This is a genomic window from Pseudomonas sp. Irchel 3A5, assembly GCF_900187575.1.
GTDB lineage: Bacteria > Pseudomonadota > Gammaproteobacteria > Pseudomonadales > Pseudomonadaceae > Aquipseudomonas > Aquipseudomonas folii.
On record NZ_FYDU01000001.1, the window covers coordinates 152,247 to 169,213 of the forward strand.

Annotated in this window: 12 protein-coding genes; 11 read left to right on the plus strand and 1 reads right to left on the minus strand. The window is 56.0% G+C overall.

Translation table 11 applies throughout. The features are described 5' to 3' along the window. The first annotated feature begins 64 nt into the window (after positions 1 to 64). The 5 genes from CKW31_RS00560 (at position 65) to CKW31_RS00580 (ending at position 7,315) form a co-directional block, all read left to right on the plus strand. Positions 65 to 2,320, plus strand: a complete 2,256-nt coding sequence (locus CKW31_RS00560; RefSeq protein WP_095092412.1) for an autotransporter outer membrane beta-barrel domain-containing protein — start codon at positions 65 to 67, stop codon at positions 2,318 to 2,320. Between the two features lie 338 nt (positions 2,321 to 2,658). Next, on the plus strand, positions 2,659 to 4,215 hold the full coding sequence (locus CKW31_RS00565; protein WP_095092413.1) for a hypothetical protein: 1,557 nt from the start codon (positions 2,659 to 2,661) through the stop codon (positions 4,213 to 4,215). A gap of 88 nt (positions 4,216 to 4,303) precedes the next feature. Further along, entirely contained in the window at positions 4,304 to 5,833 is a 1,530-nt protein-coding gene (locus CKW31_RS00570; RefSeq protein ID WP_095092414.1) for a hypothetical protein, read from the plus strand. Positions 5,834 to 5,953: 120 nt separating this feature from the next. Beyond that, a complete protein-coding gene (locus CKW31_RS00575) occupies positions 5,954 to 6,214 on the plus strand; it encodes a hypothetical protein (protein WP_095092415.1) in 261 nt (86 codons plus the stop codon). Positions 6,215 to 6,856: 642 nt separating this feature from the next. After that, positions 6,857 to 7,315, plus strand: coding sequence for a transposase (locus CKW31_RS00580; protein ID WP_095092416.1), 459 nt, complete (start codon positions 6,857 to 6,859; stop codon positions 7,313 to 7,315). 170 nt (positions 7,316 to 7,485) lie between these two features. Here CKW31_RS00580 and CKW31_RS00585 read toward each other — a convergent pair whose 3' ends face one another. After that, positions 7,486 to 8,589, minus strand: coding sequence for a GlxA family transcriptional regulator (locus CKW31_RS00585; protein ID WP_095092417.1), 1,104 nt, complete (start codon positions 8,587 to 8,589; stop codon positions 7,486 to 7,488). Positions 8,590 to 9,569: 980 nt separating this feature from the next. On the opposite strand from CKW31_RS00585, the gene CKW31_RS00590 reads away from it, so the two are divergent. From CKW31_RS00590 to betA, 6 genes are all read left to right on the plus strand, one after another. Further along, positions 9,570 to 10,517 (plus strand): choline ABC transporter substrate-binding protein, encoded by a 948-nt coding sequence (locus CKW31_RS00590; RefSeq protein WP_095092418.1) that lies wholly within the window; start codon positions 9,570 to 9,572, stop codon positions 10,515 to 10,517. Between the two features lie 67 nt (positions 10,518 to 10,584). After that, the gene (gene choW, locus CKW31_RS00595) at positions 10,585 to 11,430 is read left to right on the plus strand and encodes a choline ABC transporter permease subunit (RefSeq protein WP_095092419.1); all 846 of its coding nucleotides are present in this window, start codon (positions 10,585 to 10,587) and stop codon (positions 11,428 to 11,430) included. Beyond that, positions 11,427 to 12,605 carry a choline ABC transporter ATP-binding protein gene (gene choV / locus CKW31_RS00600; protein WP_095092420.1) on the plus strand — a complete coding sequence of 393 codons (1,179 nt, stop codon included), beginning with the start codon at positions 11,427 to 11,429 and terminating at the stop codon, positions 12,603 to 12,605. The genes choW and choV overlap by 4 nt, the downstream gene beginning before the upstream one ends. 290 nt (positions 12,606 to 12,895) lie before the next feature. Beyond that, positions 12,896 to 13,489, plus strand: coding sequence for a transcriptional regulator BetI (gene betI, locus CKW31_RS00605; RefSeq protein WP_095092421.1), 594 nt, complete (start codon positions 12,896 to 12,898; stop codon positions 13,487 to 13,489). Between the two features lie 114 nt (positions 13,490 to 13,603). Beyond that, positions 13,604 to 15,076, plus strand: a complete 1,473-nt coding sequence (gene betB / locus CKW31_RS00610; RefSeq protein ID WP_095092422.1) for a betaine-aldehyde dehydrogenase — start codon at positions 13,604 to 13,606, stop codon at positions 15,074 to 15,076. Between the two features lie 138 nt (positions 15,077 to 15,214). Continuing rightward, a complete protein-coding gene (betA, locus tag CKW31_RS00615) occupies positions 15,215 to 16,918 on the plus strand; it encodes a choline dehydrogenase (RefSeq protein ID WP_095092423.1) in 1,704 nt (567 codons plus the stop codon). Positions 16,919 to 16,967 lie beyond the last annotated feature (49 nt).

Genomic DNA, 16,967 nt, shown 5'->3' on the forward strand with positions numbered 1-16,967 from the left:
GTTTCTATTAAATGGCGCCTCTTTTGAACCAAGTAGCATTGTTTTCAATGCAAGGTGTCGTTACATGTGTATTAACAACCTTTTTTTTCGTAAGCGCCCCGCCGCTCTCGCACTGGCAATTGGCCTGGCATTTACAACCACTGATCAAGTTGGCGCGGCCACGCTGAATCCTGGCGATTCAGCAACCGTTAATGATGGGGACACGGCAGAAAACTGGAGTCTTGATGGTGCGACGTTAACCGTTACACCTGGTGGTGAAACAGGCTACATCCAGACCCAACGTGGCTCTACTGTCACCATAAACGGCGGAAATGTCGCGACAACGAGTACCTACGCACTGTCGCTGACGGACAGCAATGCAACATTGGCCGATACAAACATTGTTTCTACTGCCAGCTATGGTCTGATTGGGACGACTGAAGTCCGCGGTCCACTCACGGGCTCTGTAGTTACGGTTACCAGAAGCATGATTCAAGGCCTGGGCCGTGGTGTCTCAGCTTCGTTCAACAGCGACATTACGCTGGACAGCACTTCGGTTTATGGCACCGGCACCGGCATCGATGGCGCTGTAGACGGCGGCATCGGCATGGTCCTGGTAGGCGCTACTGCAACCGTGCAAAACGGCAGCACCATCACGGGCGACAATCGCGGCGTCTTGATGGTCTCCGACAGGTTCGCGGGCTCCGAAAAAAGCACCCTGACGCTGGACAACTCATCGGTTACCGGCAAAGCCGGCAGCGCCATTTTTGTTTCGGAAGGTGATACTCCTAATTCGGTCGCCGCCATCGACGTCAACAATGGCTCGAGCCTGACAGGCGGCAACGGTGTGATTCTTGAAGTGGAGAAGGCTTCCACAGTCCAGTTCAACGTCAACAACAGCCGTCTCATAGGTGACGTTTTGGTGGAGGCAGGTTCGACCGCCAACCTGGACCTGAAAAATAATGCCAGCCTGACCGGCACCATCGCCAATGCCACTTCGCTGACCATCGACAATTCGTCACGTTGGGTCATGGAAGGCAATTCAACCGTGGGCAAGCTTAGCCTGAATGACGCCCTGGTTGACCTGCGTGGCACTGATGGCAACGCCAGTTTTCATCAACTAAATGTCACCGAACTGAACGGTAGCGGCACTTTTGCACTGGGCACCGATCTGGCTGCCAATGCTGGCGACCAACTGAATGTGTCAGGCACAGCCACTGGCAACCACAAGTTGCTGGTCGAAAACACCGGTGCTAAACCGAAATCGGGCGATGCGGATCGTCAATTGGTACATATCGAAGGCGGCGACGCGCAATTTGCAGTCGACAGCGAAGACGGTCTGGTGGACACCGGGACTTACGCCTATGCACTGGAGCAACGTGCGAATGGTACTGGCGGCAACGACTGGTTCCTGGTGCAAACCGGTGAGATATCAAAAAGCACAGAAGTTGCCATAGGTCTGTTCAGCGCAGCGCCTACTGTCTGGTACGGCGAATCTGCCACTCTGCGTAGCCGTATGGGCGAACTGCGTATCGGCAGCAACGAAGGTGGCGGCTGGATGCGCACCTATGGCAACAAATACAACATGTCGGCGGGCAGTGGCGTCGAATACTCCCAGCAGCAGCAAGGCATTTCATTTGGTGCGGACATGCCAGTCGCCAGCAGCAATGGCCAATGGCTGGTAGGTCTGATGGGCGGCTACAGTAAGTCCGATCTGGACCTCAAGCAGGGTAACAAAGGCAAGATCGACAGTTACTACGTGGGTGCTTACAGCACCTGGCTACTGGATAACGGCTTCTATATCGATGCGTTGATCAAAGCCAACCGCTTTCAAAACTCTGCCGATGTGACGATGCGCGACGGAGCAAAAACCAAAGGCGACTACACCAACCACGGCGTGGGCGGTTCGGTTGAAGCCGGTAAGCACATCAGCTTTGATGATGGCTGGTTTGTTGAGCCTTATGCACAAGTGTCGACGCTGTGGGTCAGTGGTGAAGACTACACGCTGGATAACGGTATGGACGCCAGCAGCAACCAGGCTGACTCGGTGCTCGGTAAAGTCGGTAGCCACGCAGGCCGCAAATTTGCCTTGAAAGAGGGCGGTTTCGTACAGCCTTATGTCAAGGCCGCCGTGGCCCGTGAGTTCGTGACCTCCAACAAGGTGACCATCAACGAGTCCCGCTTTCATAACGACCTGTCGGGGACCCGTGTGGAGCTGGGTGCTGGTGTTGCGGCGCAAATGACAGATGTACTGCAAGTGCATGCAGACTTCGATTACATGAAAGGCAGCAATATCGAACAGCCTTGGGGTATAAATGTGGGTGTGCGCTATAACTGGTAATAGTTAGTATTTTTGAAAGGCCCTTCATGGGCCTTTTTTTTTGCGCATGACACCTGAGACTGGGAAGTTTATATCTCTTTTTGCTATAACGAACCAACGCTAAAAAAGAAGAAAGGTTCACAAGCCGACAACGGCGTCGCTACGCTGCTTACTATTTGGCATCAAAAAAAACGTTACCATCGCGATTCAATTTATAAACATGAATGACATCGTTGGACAACTATTCAACAAGAACCTAATCTCAAGTTCAGGCAGGAATAATAACTAACGCCCCCTTACTCCCCGTAAAGTCCGCCAGCTTTATAAGGTGCCCACTGCTGTCAGCATGGAAGCCCAAGATGATTATCAACGCCCGTGTGACCGCCTTACTGTTTATAAGTCTGCTTATGCATGGTTGCGTCTCTCATCTGCAGGGGCCGCCTGGTAACAATGGCCAAACCACAACGTCCCAAGGGCAACTCCATCCCCTTGCTCTGGATTTGCCCAAAGCCACAATGACTGAAGCCCCCAATGGTGAATTGGTGTTAGAAAATCTGGGGGCGAATGCCAACGTTACGTTTACTTATCCCGCAATTGCCGATACCCACGACGTAGGACTTCGCTGGACAGGTAAAACCACCTATAACGCACCCCATAGGCCCGTGGGGACCGCTCGCCCGGTAGCGTTCACCATTCCAAAAACAACCCTTGCCCTCGATGCCGGTGCTACAGGTGTAATCACCTACAGTGTGGGAGTTGGCGACAACCCGCTTGAATTTTCGCAACCGCTTTCAATCAAGGTTATCGACACAGCCCCTGTGTACCCAAAACCAAGCGTGCCCACCGCCCCCGACGGCAAGCTTAATCTGGCAACTGCGGGTGAGACGATAACCATTAACGCGACCTACCCGAGTATTGACAACGGCCATACGGTCGGTATGCGCTGGACGGGTAAAGCCACGTATGACATTCGGCCTGTTCAGACGGTTGGCGCCACCCGGCCACTGGTGTTTGTTATTCCCAAGGCAGAAATCGCCAAAGATCTGGGTAGCAAAGGCAACTTTACCTATAGCGTCGGCGTGGGTAGTAACCCACTGAAAATTTCAGATCCGCTCCCGATCGAGGTCATCGATACTCCCCCTCCTCCTGATGGAGCGGTCATCGCGGAAGCTATCAATACCCGGTACCGCAACACAGCTGTAATTTGCGCTGGCAATACCCCCTCCTTTTACTGCAGCGGCGTCATCATTCGCTCCACTCAAAACGGCAATTATGACCCGTGGAATCCAGCCCCCACCGCTATTACATTAGGAGGCGTATCTTTTTCATACATGAGGTCCGACGCAGGCGTCACGACGCTTTATCACCATAGTGGTTTTATTTTTTCAGCTCAGGCGGATGCCATCGCGGCCAATAAAGCAATGGACTATGTCTGCATATATGCCAACGACGCGTCAACCCTGAGTGGAGGCCGCACAGATAAGGGTTGCGGTATTAGAGTGCGAAGTATCTCGGCCGCGGACTTGAGTTCTTGTGCCGCAGTGAATGTACTAACACTGGACCAATGGATCGCTTATCACACCCCTAAACCAAGCCCGTCCTATCAATGCTCATTGAGTACTCAGGATCCGGCTCAGTTTCAGGTCAGCATTAAAGCACGCACCACCGGCATCTTGCCGGTGGCCTGGAACGAATTAATGGTTGCTACCTGGGCACAGGACGCTGGCGCCAGACTGCCACTTGAAGCGTTCTTCTGGAAAACCAATGTTGCGGCATCGTTGGCAGAAGCCAAAACCTATCAAACCAAATTCAAAACCAAAACCGGACTGTGGGTGCCCGTCATCCGGCTCGACTTTACACAAGCAGGTGCCAAACCGTTTAGTTACAACGCCGCTGATCAAGCGGTTCAGCCTTGATCGAAAAGCAGATAAAGGCGTGAGGATACTTGTGAGCCGGTTAACACGAATCACCATCACCTGACGGTGTTATTCGAAGAGAGGCCATATGATTACCAAGGCCGTTCAGGCAATTTTGTTGTGCCTGAGCCTGCTCATAAGTAGCTGTGCCTTGCAGCAGGCGCAGGTGGCTAGTGGGCAATCACATCCAAGAGCACTCGATCTACCTCCGGCCACAGTGACTGAAGCACCGAACGGGGAACTGATATTGCAAAACCTGGGGGCTAATGCAAGCGTAAAGGTGACTTACCCGGCGATAGATAACGGTCATAGTGTGGGGCTACGCTGGACAGGTAAAACTGTTTACAACGCCCCCGTGCAGACGGTCGGGGCGACCCGCCCATTAGCATTCAACATTCCAAAGACCACCATCGCACAAGATGCTGGCGGCACCGGCGTGTTGACCTACAGTGTGGGAGTGGGTGGTAATCCACTTGAGATATCACAACCTCGGCCCATTAGAGTCATCGGCACACCAACACCGGGCGGTGATTTTCCAAAACCTGTAATGCCAGCGGCACCTAACGGCAAGCTGGATCTGGCAACGATGGGGGCGACGGCGTCCGTCACCGTCACCTATCCAAGCATCACTGACGGCCACGACGTCGGCATTCGCTGGAAAGGCAAATCCCAATATGACGCTCCGGTGCAGACTGTTGGCGCCACACGCCCGTTGAAATTTGAGATTCCAAAAGCAGAGGTAGCAAAGGACGTAGGGGGCACGGCTGTTTTGACCTACAGCGTGGGTATTGGCGGTGACCCACTCAAGATTTCAGATCCACTTTCTATTGAGGTGATCAATGCACTGCCCTCCGATGGAGCGGCAATCGCGGCGACACTTAATGCCCGGTATACCGATACCCGGGCAAGTTGCTCAGGCAATACGCCGGCGTATTACTGCAACGGGGTGGTGATACGTGGAACGGACAACGGTAACTTTGACCCTTGGAATCCATCTGCTGGCGCTATCGCATTGGGAGGCACCTCTTTTTCATACATGAGGGTGGATGCCAATGTTACGCCAGCACACAGAAGCGGATTTATATTTGCACCTCAGGAAAAAGCGATTGCAGACAATAAGATTGTCGACTACCTATGCATCTATGTTCACAACGCTTCAACCTCGGGAAACCTGCGGGACAAAGGGTGTGGCCTGAGGCCCAGAAGTAATATCGCTGCCGATTTGAGTTCCTGCGCCAGCATCAATGTTCGAACATTGGCCCAGTGGAGTGCCCACGCGGCTACCCTGCCGGGTGCGGGGTATCAATGTTCATTGAGCACTCAGGATGCGTCGCAGTTTCAGGTCAGCATTCAAGCCCGTGCAAATATAAACTTTCCTTATAAATCGGCATGGAATGAAGTAATGATTGCCACTTGGGCGCAGGACATCGGAAACAAACTGCCTATTGAAGCCTTCTGGTGGAATACAGCAAAAGGGTCAGTGGCAGAAGCAAAGGCCTACCAAACCAAGTTCAAGAATAAGACAGGCCTTTGGGTACCCGTCATAAGGGTCGACGTTGCGCAACTCAACGGCAGACCTTTCAGCTACAACGCGGCGGATCAAGCGGTTCAGCCGTGACCAATGCTGATATCCAGCCAAAAACGACCTGTTCGTAGCCATGCCGGACAACGTCTCTTGTCGAGAGGCCTGTCCGCTACCAGAATCGCTCCATACCTCAAAAGAAATGGAGCGCCCGGGATGATGCACGCGGACTTGATTGACCAGGAAGATCTGATCAGCCAGCTAAGATCAATCGGCTTCGAAACGCCTTCCGGGGCAACAGCCGAACAGGCATGCGCGCAGGCTGTCTACGGCCTGACAGAGGACCGCGCCACTGCCTTGCGTCGGCTGGTGGAGCAAATGCTTACGGGCAGCGCGACGATTTTACCGGCGGTGAGGCAGGCGATTGATAAACAGCTGTTGCCAGGGCTCGCACAGTATAAGCAGCAACACCGGTGATATCCCTCCCGAACTGAACCACCGCGTTGGCCCCTCTCGCCAACAAGTTGCCTCCTACCTCAAGCGCGCAAACCTCGAACACCACGCCACAATGGTAGGAGCGAACTTGTTCGCGAGATATTTCTCCTGACACACCGCCTCGCCAACAAGTTGCCTCCTACCTCAAGCGCGCAAACCTCGAACACCACGCCGCAACGGTTGGAGCGAACTTGTTCGCGAGATATTTCTCCTGACACACCGCCTCGCCAACAAGTTGCCTCCTACCTCAAGCGCAAACCTCGAACACCACACCGCAACGGTAGGAGCGAACTTGTTCGCGAGATATTTCTCCTGACACACCGCCTCGCCAACAAGTTGCCTCCTACCTCAAGCGCGCAAACCTCGAACACCGCGCCGCAACGGTAGGAGCGAACTTGTTCGCGAGATATTTCTCCTGACACACCGCCTCGCCAACAAGTTGCCTCCTACCTCGAACGCAAGCCTCGAACACCACGCCACAACGGTAGGAGCGAACTTGTTCGCGAGATTATTTCCCTGACACAGCGCCTCGGCAATGAAATATTCGGGTACGTAAACCGGCGAGCTACTTTGCCAATCGACCGCTAAATTCACGCTTCTACTATTTGTAAGGAGCGCCACGGATTGGCTCTTACCGAAAATGCACATCGACTTCGCAAAGGTCGCTACTCCGAAATCGGCCGGGTTTATATTGTTACCGTCACCACTCATCGACGCCGCCCGATCTTCGCCGACTGGAGACTGGGAAGACTCGTCGTTCAGGAGCTTCGCCGTACCGAACAGCAAGGCTTGGCTGAATCTTTAGCCTGGGTTGTGATGCCCGATCATTTCCACTGGCTGTTTCAACTCAAGAAATCATCTTTGAGCCTTTTGTTGAAACAGGTCAAAGCCCGAAGCGCTATTGAGCTCAATAAGGTCAGCGGGAGTGAAGGCCAGATCTGGCATCACGGTTTTTATGATCACTCGCTTCGCCGTGAGGAAAATCTGCGCAAACACGCACGCTACATCGTCGCCAATCCCGTGCGGGCAGGCTTGGTGAAGCGGGTAGGTGATTATCCGCTTTGGGACGCGATCTGGTTGTAGAGGCGGCAGTGGGTATAAGGTCACGGAGCGGCAGAACTGAACCACCGCGTGGACCCCTCTCGCCAACAAGTTGCCTCCTACCTCAAGCGCGCAAACCTCGAACACCACGCCGCAACGGTAGGAGCGAACTTGTTCGCGAGATATGTCCCTGACACACCGCCTTGTTATCCTTACAACCGCACACTCGCAAACGTCGACTCGTTCCTGGCCTGGCTCAACGCAGACAACGGGCCAGACAGCGGTGCCAGGACCATGGCTTGCGGGATGGGCATCATCGACACTTGCTGGGCGGTGTTGGACCCGACGCGTTCGTCACGTGGCGGGATGCCGAAGTATTCGCGGTAGCACTTGGAGAAGTGCGGAGTTGAAACAAAGCCGCACACCGAGGCCACTTCAATGATCGACATCGGCGTTTGCTTGAGCAACTGCCGGGCACGGATCAGGCGCAACTTGAGGTAGTAACGCGATGGCGAACAGTGCAGGTATTTCTGGAACAAGCGCTCCAGTTGTCGACGGGAAACCGCGACGTAAACGGCAAGCTCGTCCAGGTCGATCGGCTCTTCAAGGTTGGCTTCCATCAGCGCGACGATTTCCTGCAGCTTCGGCTGATTGGTGCCCAGCATGTGCTTGAGCGGCACGCGCTGGTGATCCTGTTCGTTACGAATGCGCTCGTAGACGAACATTTCAGAAATCGCAGCCGACAGCTCACGACCGTGATCACGGCTGATCAAGTGCAGCATCATGTCCAATGGCGCGGTGCCGCCCGAGCTCGTAAAGCGGTTACGGTCCAGGGTGAACAGCCGGGTGCTCATGGCAACGCGTGGGAAAGCTTCCTGCATCGACGCCAGACATTCCCAGTGCACGCTGCAATCGAAACCATCGAGCAGGCCCGCGCAGGCGAGTGCCCAGCTGCCAGTGCATACCGCGCCAAGGCGCTTGGATTGGCGCGCCTGGCTTTGCAACCAGCTGACATGTTCACGGGTAACCGTACGCTGGATGCCCACGCCGCCGCAGACAATCACCGTATCCATCGCCGGGGCCTTGTGCATGGCCGCATCGGGGGTGATTTGCAGACCATCGCTGGCCCAGACCTGCCCGCCGTCGGCAGTCAGTGTGGTCCAGCGATATAACTCGCGACCTGACAACTGGTTTGCCATACGCAGAGGTTCAACCGCTGATGCGAGAGATATCAGAGTGAAGTTATCCAGCAGCAGAAAGCCAATGGATTGTGGTGCGCGATTCTGGGGTTGAGCCCCGGAGTTGAACGATGTCATCACAGTATCTCCTCACTAAGCGGTTGGAGGCCTCAGGCGGAGGCTCTTGTTATAGCCCCGTACGAAGCAGGGCTTTGTGATGACAACGCAAATGCCATGCCTAAACTTGAATGGCCATTCAATAACCCCTGAAAACGACGTCGCGATGCGTCTATTCAGCAACGACCCGAGTTGTCGATTAACGACGTGCGAAGCGTCACGAACCACGCTCATAAAGGGCGGGTGAGCAATTCGGTAGCACTTGTGTGAAGGGCTGATCAGGATGCCGATTCGGAGTGTCACTCTATGCACAGCGCGACCAAATTCGAGCATCGAAGGACATAGCACTGCGCCACACCCATGGGCTTTCGCGCCAAAAAGTGGCGGAAAACTGGGGGGATGTTCGATAAGTGCGCAGTGGTCCGCCGCCGACACAATCACCAAAATGGATCGTCAGAAACACCGCTTTCCCGGCTAAAGCCGGTCCCACGACATCGCCAACATCCACCGGCCGGGGAACATAACACCCAAATGAGTATCCAAACCCACCGCAATGGGTGTTCCCGAGGGTCGCAAGCGTACGCTGTTGCAGCTGCTACGCTGAAACGGCAGTGCGCCGGGATGCTGACATCATCGGGCTTTTAAAAAGTCAGATGCATCCCACACCGACTTACTCATGCCCGCCAACGTCGCCCGCGTTCCATCGGCTTTCGGCGCGACGGCTTATGCCGGTTTTAGCCGTTTTCCGTCAGGAAAACAGGCCTTACGGCACTGAAAAAACCTGTAAGCGACGTTACCAGCACTGGATACGACGCCCTGTGTACTGGTTACGACGCCCCCTGTAGGCGTTTGATTTCTGCTGTTACATGATCGTTGTCGACTCGTTCGCCAGCGCAGTGGAAGAGCCTTCGCCAAACGCCTTTTACATCAGCCGAAAAACACCAAATCGCGTCAGCCTGCGAAGCTGATGGCGAGAAAAAAACACCAAAGGGAGTCCGCTCATGAAAGGTTCAAAATCGTTGCTACTGGCTGTTGCGCTGGGTTTACCGATGCTGGCACAGGCCGCAGAGCCCGAGCAGTGCAGCACAGTCAACTTTTCGGATGTCGGCTGGACTGACATCACTGTCACCACCGCCGTCACCAGCGCCGTTCTCGAATCCCTCGGTTACAAAACCAAGACCACGATGATTTCCGTGCCCGTGACCTACAAGTCCCTGGCCGATGGCAAGAACATGGACGTGTTCCTCGGTAACTGGATGCCGACCATGGAAAACGACATCAAGCCTTATCGTGATGCAGGCACCGTCGAGACCATTCGCGCCAACCTGGAAAACGCCAAATACACTCTGGCCGTTCCTCAAGCGCTGTATGACAAGGGCCTGAAAGATTTCGCCGACATTGCCAAGTTCAAGAAAGAACTGGACGGGAAAATCTACGGCATCGAGCCCGGTAACGACGGCAACCGTCTGATCCAGAGCATGATCGACAAGAATGCTTTCGGCCTGAAAGACGCCGGTTTCAAAGTCGTTGAATCCAGCGAAGCAGGCATGCTCTCCCAGGTTGATCGCGCTCAACGTCGCAAATCCGATGTGGTGTTCCTGGGCTGGGAACCACACCCGATGAACACGCGTTTCAAGATGCAATACCTGACAGGTGGCGACGAGTATTTCGGTCCTAACTTCGGTCAGGCAACCATCTTCACCAACACCCGTAAAGGCTACGCCCAGGAATGCAGCAACGTGGGCCAACTGCTGAAAAACCTGTCGTTCACCCTCGACATGGAAAGCACCCTGATGGGCAAGGTGCTGGACGACAAGCAAAAGCCTGATGCTGCGGCCAAAGCCTGGCTCAAAGCCAATCCACAAGTGCTCGACACCTGGCTGGCTGGCGTGACCACCATTGACGGCAAACCTGGCCTGGAGGCAGCAAAAGCCAAGCTGACGAAGTAAGCCGACACGCAGGCGGGCAAGCCCGCCTGTTGTCTCCCTTTTCTCCCGCAAGCGGACAATCGATACCATGCTGACAGATCATAAAATCCCCTTAGGCGAGTACATCGCGGCCTTCGTAGACTGGCTGACCCAACACGGCGCCAGCACTTTCGATGCAATCGCGTCATCGCTTGAAACCATGATCCACGGCCTGACGTTTGCGCTGACTTGGTTCAACCCCTTCGTGCTGATTGGCCTGATCGCCCTGCTCGCGCACTTCATTCAGCGCAAATGGGGCCTGACTGCGTTCGTCGTCGCGTCGTTTCTGCTGATTCTTAATCTGGGTTATTGGGATCAAACCCTGGAGACGCTGGCTCAAGTACTGTTCGCCACGTTCGTCTGCGTCATCATCGGCGTGCCGCTGGGCATTGTTGCTGCGCACAAACCGATGTTCTACACCGTGATGCGACCGGTGCTGGACTTGATGCAAACCGTACCAACCTTCGTTTACCTGATCCCTACCCTGACGCTGTTCGGCCTGGGCGTGGTGCCCGGTCTGATTTCAACGGTGGTGTTCGCTATTGCCGCGCCGATCCGCCTGACGTATCTGGGTATCCGTGATGTACCCCATGAATTGCTCGATGCCGGTAAAGCCTTTGGCTCGTCGCGTCGCCAACTGCTGACGCGTATCGAGCTGCCTTACGCCATGCCGAGCATCGCCGCCGGTATCACCCAGTGCATCATGCTGTCGTTGTCGATGGTGGTGATTGCCGCACTGGTAGGTGCCGATGGCCTGGGCAAACCCGTGGTCAATGCATTGAATACTGCTGACATTTCCCAGGGCTTCGAAGCCGGCCTGGCGATCGTATTGCTGGCAATCATGCTCGACCGTATCTGCAAACAACCCGAAACCAAAGTGAGGGCTGACGCATGAGCATTATCAAATTCGATAACGTCGACGTTATCTTTGCCAATGATCCTCGCGAGGCACTCAAGCTGCTGGATGAAGGCTTGACCCGTGATCAGATCCTGAAGAAAACCGGCCAGATCGTCGGCGTCGAAAAAGCCAGCCTGGACATTGAGAAAGGCGAAATCTGCGTATTGATGGGCCTGTCCGGTTCGGGCAAATCCAGCCTGTTGCGCTGCATCAACGGCCTCAACACCGTGAGCCGCGGCGCGCTCTACGTCGAGCACGAAGGCTCGCAGATCAACATCGCCAACTGCACCCCGGCAGAGCTGAAACTGATGCGTACCAAACGCATCGCCATGGTGTTCCAGAAGTTTGCCCTGATGCCTTGGCTGACGGTGCGCGAGAACATCAGCTTTGGTCTGGAAATGCAGGGCCGCCCCGAGAAAGAACGCCGCAAGCTGGTGGACGAAAAACTTGAACTGGTTGGCCTGACCCAGTGGCGCAACAAGAAGCCCGACGAGTTATCCGGCGGCATGCAGCAGCGCGTTGGCCTGGCCCGTGCGCTGGCCATGGATGCCGATATTCTGTTGATGGACGAACCCTTCTCGGCCCTCGACCCGCTGATTCGCCAAGGCTTGCAGGATGAACTGCTGGCCCTGCAGAGCAAGCTGAATAAAACCATTGTGTTTGTCAGCCACGATCTCGACGAGGCGCTCAAGCTGGGCAGCCGGATCGCGATCATGAAAGACGGCCGCATCGTGCAGTACAGCGTGCCGGAGCAGATCGTGCTCAACCCGGCCGATGAGTATGTGCGTACCTTCGTCGCCCACACCAATCCGCTCAACGTTCTGTGTGGCCGCAGCCTGATGCGTACGCTGGACAACTGCACCCGGGTCAACGGCTCGGTGTGTCTGGACCCAAGCGTTGATTCGTGGTTAGAACTGGCCGAAGGCAACACCATCAAAGGCGCACGTCAGGGTGCCGGTCAACTCGACCTGCAAAACTGGACGCCCGGCCAATCCATGGACACCCTCGACCGCAAACCGACACTGGTGCATTCCAATATCGGCATGCGCGATGCCCTGCAGATTCGCTATCAGACGGGTAACAAACTGGTGCTGCAGGATGGCAACCAGGTGGTCGGGATTCTCGGGGATAGCGAGTTGTATCACGCGCTGCTTGGCAAGAATCTGGGTTGATGGAGCAACACCGCATTCCCCTGTGAAATGCGTTTCCCCCTGTGGGAGCGGTGCTTGCCCGCGATAAGAACACTGCGACCTAAAGTGAACCGCGTCCAGCCTTATCGCGGGCAAGCACCGCTCCCACAAGGGAAATCACATTCCAGAGATAGACCTCCACACATGTGCATCTACAAGGCTTTCCGCACGCCCATCATTTTTTATTGATTGAACGTTCAATAAAAAATCTTTAGACTGGCTGAGCCTTTTTGGGCAGAGCGATCAGTCAGGCGAATCAGGAGATTTAGCGAATGCCCAAGGTCGGTATGCAACCCATCCGCCGTCAGCAGTTGATCCAGGCCACGCTTACAGCGGTCGATCAAGTCGGTATGGGCGACGCCAGCATTGCGCTGATTGCTCGTCTGGCAGGCGTCTCGAACGGCATCATCAGCCACTACTTTCAGGACAAGAACGGCCTGATCGCAGCCACCATGCGCCACCTGATGAATGCCTTGATCCTGAACGTACGTGAACGTCGTCAGGCTCTCACCGATGACAGCCCAAGGGCGCATCTGCAAGTGATCATCGAGGGCAACTTCGACGCCAGCCAGGTCAACGGCCCGGCAATGAAAACCTGGCTGGCCTTCTGGGCTACCAGCATGCACCACCCGTCATTGCACAGGCTGCAGCGGATCAACGATCACCGTCTGTATTCGAACCTGTGCTGTCAGTTCCGCCGCGTACTGGCACCGGAGCAAGCGCGTAGCGCGGCCCGCGGTCTCGCGGCATTGATCGACGGTTTATGGCTGCGCGGCGCGCTATCGGGCGATGCGTTCGATACCGATCAGGCGCTGCAGATTGCCTACGAATATATGGATTTCCAACTGGCGAAAGCGGTGAGCTGAAACGTTTCACATTTGATGAGACGAGCACCGAACGGCTGCAAGACGGCGTTGCCCAATCCGACACGGCAACCTGACGTCAGTCATCGCCAGCCACTCTGAATTTGCGAGGACTTTATGGCCCGTTTCGAACAGCAAAAACTTTACATCCACGGCGGCTATGTAGACGCCACCAGCAATGCGACCTTCGACGCTATCAACCCTGCCAACGGTGAGCTGTTGGCTCAAGTCCAGCGTGCCTCCAAAGAAGACGTTGAACGCGCCGTAGTCAGTGCCGAAAAAGGTCATAAAATCTGGGCCGAAATGACCGCTATGGAGCGCTCGCGCATCCTGCGCCGTGCCGTGGACATCCTGCGTGAACGCAACGATGAGCTGGCCGCGCTGGAAACCCTGGACACCGGCAAAGCCTTCTCCGAAACCAAATACGTCGACATCGTCACCGGTGCTGACGTACTGGAATATTACGCAGGCCTGGTGCCCGCCATCGAAGGCGAGCAGATTCCGTTGCGCACTTCCTCGTTCGTGTACACCCGTCGCGAGCCGCTCGGTGTAGTCGCCGGTATCGGCGCGTGGAATTACCCGATTCAGATCGCTTTGTGGAAGTCCGCTCCGGCCCTGGCTGCCGGTAACGCGATGATCTTCAAGCCGAGCGAAGTCACCTCGCTGACCACTCTGAAGCTGGCTGAAATCTACACCGAAGCAGGTGTGCCGGATGGCGTGTTCAACGTACTGCCGGGCACCGGTGCTGAAGTCGGCAGCTGGCTGACCGAGCACCCGCGCATCGAGAAGATATCGTTCACCGGCGGCGTGCAAACCGGCAAGAAAGTCATGGCCAGCGCTTCGGGTTCGTCCCTGAAAGAAGTGACCATGGAACTGGGCGGCAAGTCGCCGCTGATCATCTTCGACGACGCCGACCTGGATCGCGCCGCCGACATCGCGATGATGGCCAACTTCTACAGCTCCGGTCAGGTCTGCACCAACGGCACTCGGGTCTTCGTACCCAAAGCGTTGAAGGCTGCGTTTGAAGCAAAAATCCTGGAGCGCGTGAAGCGCATCCGTGTCGGCAACCCGGAGGACGAAAATACCAATTTCGGCCCGCTGGTCAGCTTCGCCCACATGGAAAACGTGCTGGGCTACATCGCGTCCGGCAAAGAGCAAGGCGCACGCCTGCTGGCCGGTGGCGAGCGACTGACTGAAGGTGAGTTGGCCAAGGGCGCTTATGTGGCTCCTACGGTTTTCACTGATTGCACAGACGACATGAAAATCGTCCAGGAAGAAATCTTTGGCCCGGTGATGAGCATCCTTGGTTACGACACCGAAGAAGAAGTCATCCGCCGCGCCAACGACACCGAGTTTGGTCTGGCGGCAGGCATCGTCACCAAAGACCTGAACCGCGCCCACCGCGTGATTCACCAGCTGGAAGCCGGCATTTGCTGGATCAACGCCTGGGGCGAATCCGACGCGAAGATGCCGGTCGGTGGCTACAAGCAATCCGGCGTAGGCCGCGAAAACGGTATCAGCTCGTTGGCGCAGTACACGCGGATCAAGTCTGTTCAGGTTGAGTTGGGTGATTACGCTTCGGTGTTCTAAGTAACGACCGAAATCCCGGTAGGAGCGAACTTGTTCGCGAGGCAGGCGATGCGGTGTGTCAGGCATACCTCCTCGCGAACAAATTCGCTCCTACCGGGACAGCGTGACCTCCCAAAATTTTTCAAAGAGGGTGCAGTAATGTCCCAGGAATTCGATTACATCATCATCGGCGCAGGTTCGGCCGGTAATACCTTGGCAGCCCGTCTTACCGAAGACGCAGGCGTCACCGTTCTGCTGCTGGAAGCCGGCGGCCCGGACTACCGTCTGGATTTCCGTACACAGATGCCGGCTGCTCTGGCATTCCCGCTGCAAGGCCGTCGCTATAACTGGGCCTACGAAACCGATCCAGAGCCACACATGGGCGGTCGTCGTATGGAATGCGGTCGCGGCAAAGGCCTCGGCGGTTCGTCGCTGATCAATGGCATGTGCTACATCCGCGGCAATGCGATGGACTACGACGGCTGGGCGAAGAACCCCGGTCTCGAAGACTGGACCTACGCCGACTGCCTGCCGTATTTCCGCAAGGCAGAAACCCGCGACATCGGCGCCAATGACTATCACGGCGGCGACGGTCCGGTCAGCGTGACCACGCCGAAAGCGGGCAACAACCCGTTGTTCCACGCCATGGTCGAAGCCGGTGTGCAAGCCGGTTACCCGCGCACCGATGACCTCAACGGTTATCAGCAGGAAGGCTTTGGTCCCATGGACCGCACCGTGACGCCCAAAGGCCGTCGCGCCAGTACCGCTCGCGGCTATCTGGATGAAGCCAAGAAGCGTTCGACCCTGACCATCGTTACTCACGCGCTGACCGACCGGATTCTGTTCGACGGCAAAAAAGCGGTCGGCGTGAGCTACATGGTCGGCGACAGCGATGCGCGCATCGAAGCCAAAGCACGCAAGGAAGTCTTGCTGTGCAGCGGCGCGATTGCTTCGCCGCAGATTCTGCAGCGCTCCGGTGTAGGCCCGGCTGAAGTCCTGAACGCGCTGGATATTCCGGTGGTACATGACCTGCCGGGTGTCGGTCAGAACCTTCAGGATCACCTGGAAATGTATCTGCAATATGCCTGCACTCAGCCGGTGTCGCTGTACCCGTCGCTGCTGTGGTGGAACCAGCCTGCCATCGGCGCAGAGTGGATGTTCCTGGGAACAGGCATCGGCGCCAGCAACCAGTTCGAAGCGGGCGGTTTCATCCGTTCCAGCGAAGAATTCGAATGGCCGAATATTCAGTACCACTTCCTGCCGGTAGCGATTAACTACAACGGCACCAAGGGTGTGCAGGAGCATGGTTTCCAGGCTCACGTGGGCTCCATGCGTTCGCCAAGTCGCGGCCGTGTTCAGGTCAAATCGAAGAACCCGCGGGACTATCCGAGCATCCTGTTCAACTACATGGCCAGCGAGCAGGACTGGCAGGAGTTCCGTGACGGCATCCGCCTGACCCGGGAAATCATGCAGCAGCCTGCGCTCGACCCATACCGTGGCCGTGAAATCAGCCCCGGCATTGAAGTGCAGTCCGATGAAGACCTCGACACCTTCATCCGTGAACATGCCGAGACGGCTTATCACCCATCGTGTTCGTGCAAGATGGGCACCGATGAAATGGCTGTAGTCGATGGCGAAGGTCGCGTGCATGGCATGCAAAGTCTGCGTGTGGTCGATGCCTCGATCATGCCGCTGATCACCACCGGTAACCTGAACGCGCCAACGATCATGATCGCCGAGAAAATCGCCGACAAGATCCGCGGCCGCGCCCCGCTGCCTCGCAGCACCGCGGATTACTTCGTGGCGGGTGACAAGCCAGCACGTGGCAAGCCGGTGCGGGAAGTGAGCCGTACTGCGCAATAAAATTTGAAAATGCAAAACCTGTGGGAATCACTGATGACGTGGGACCGGC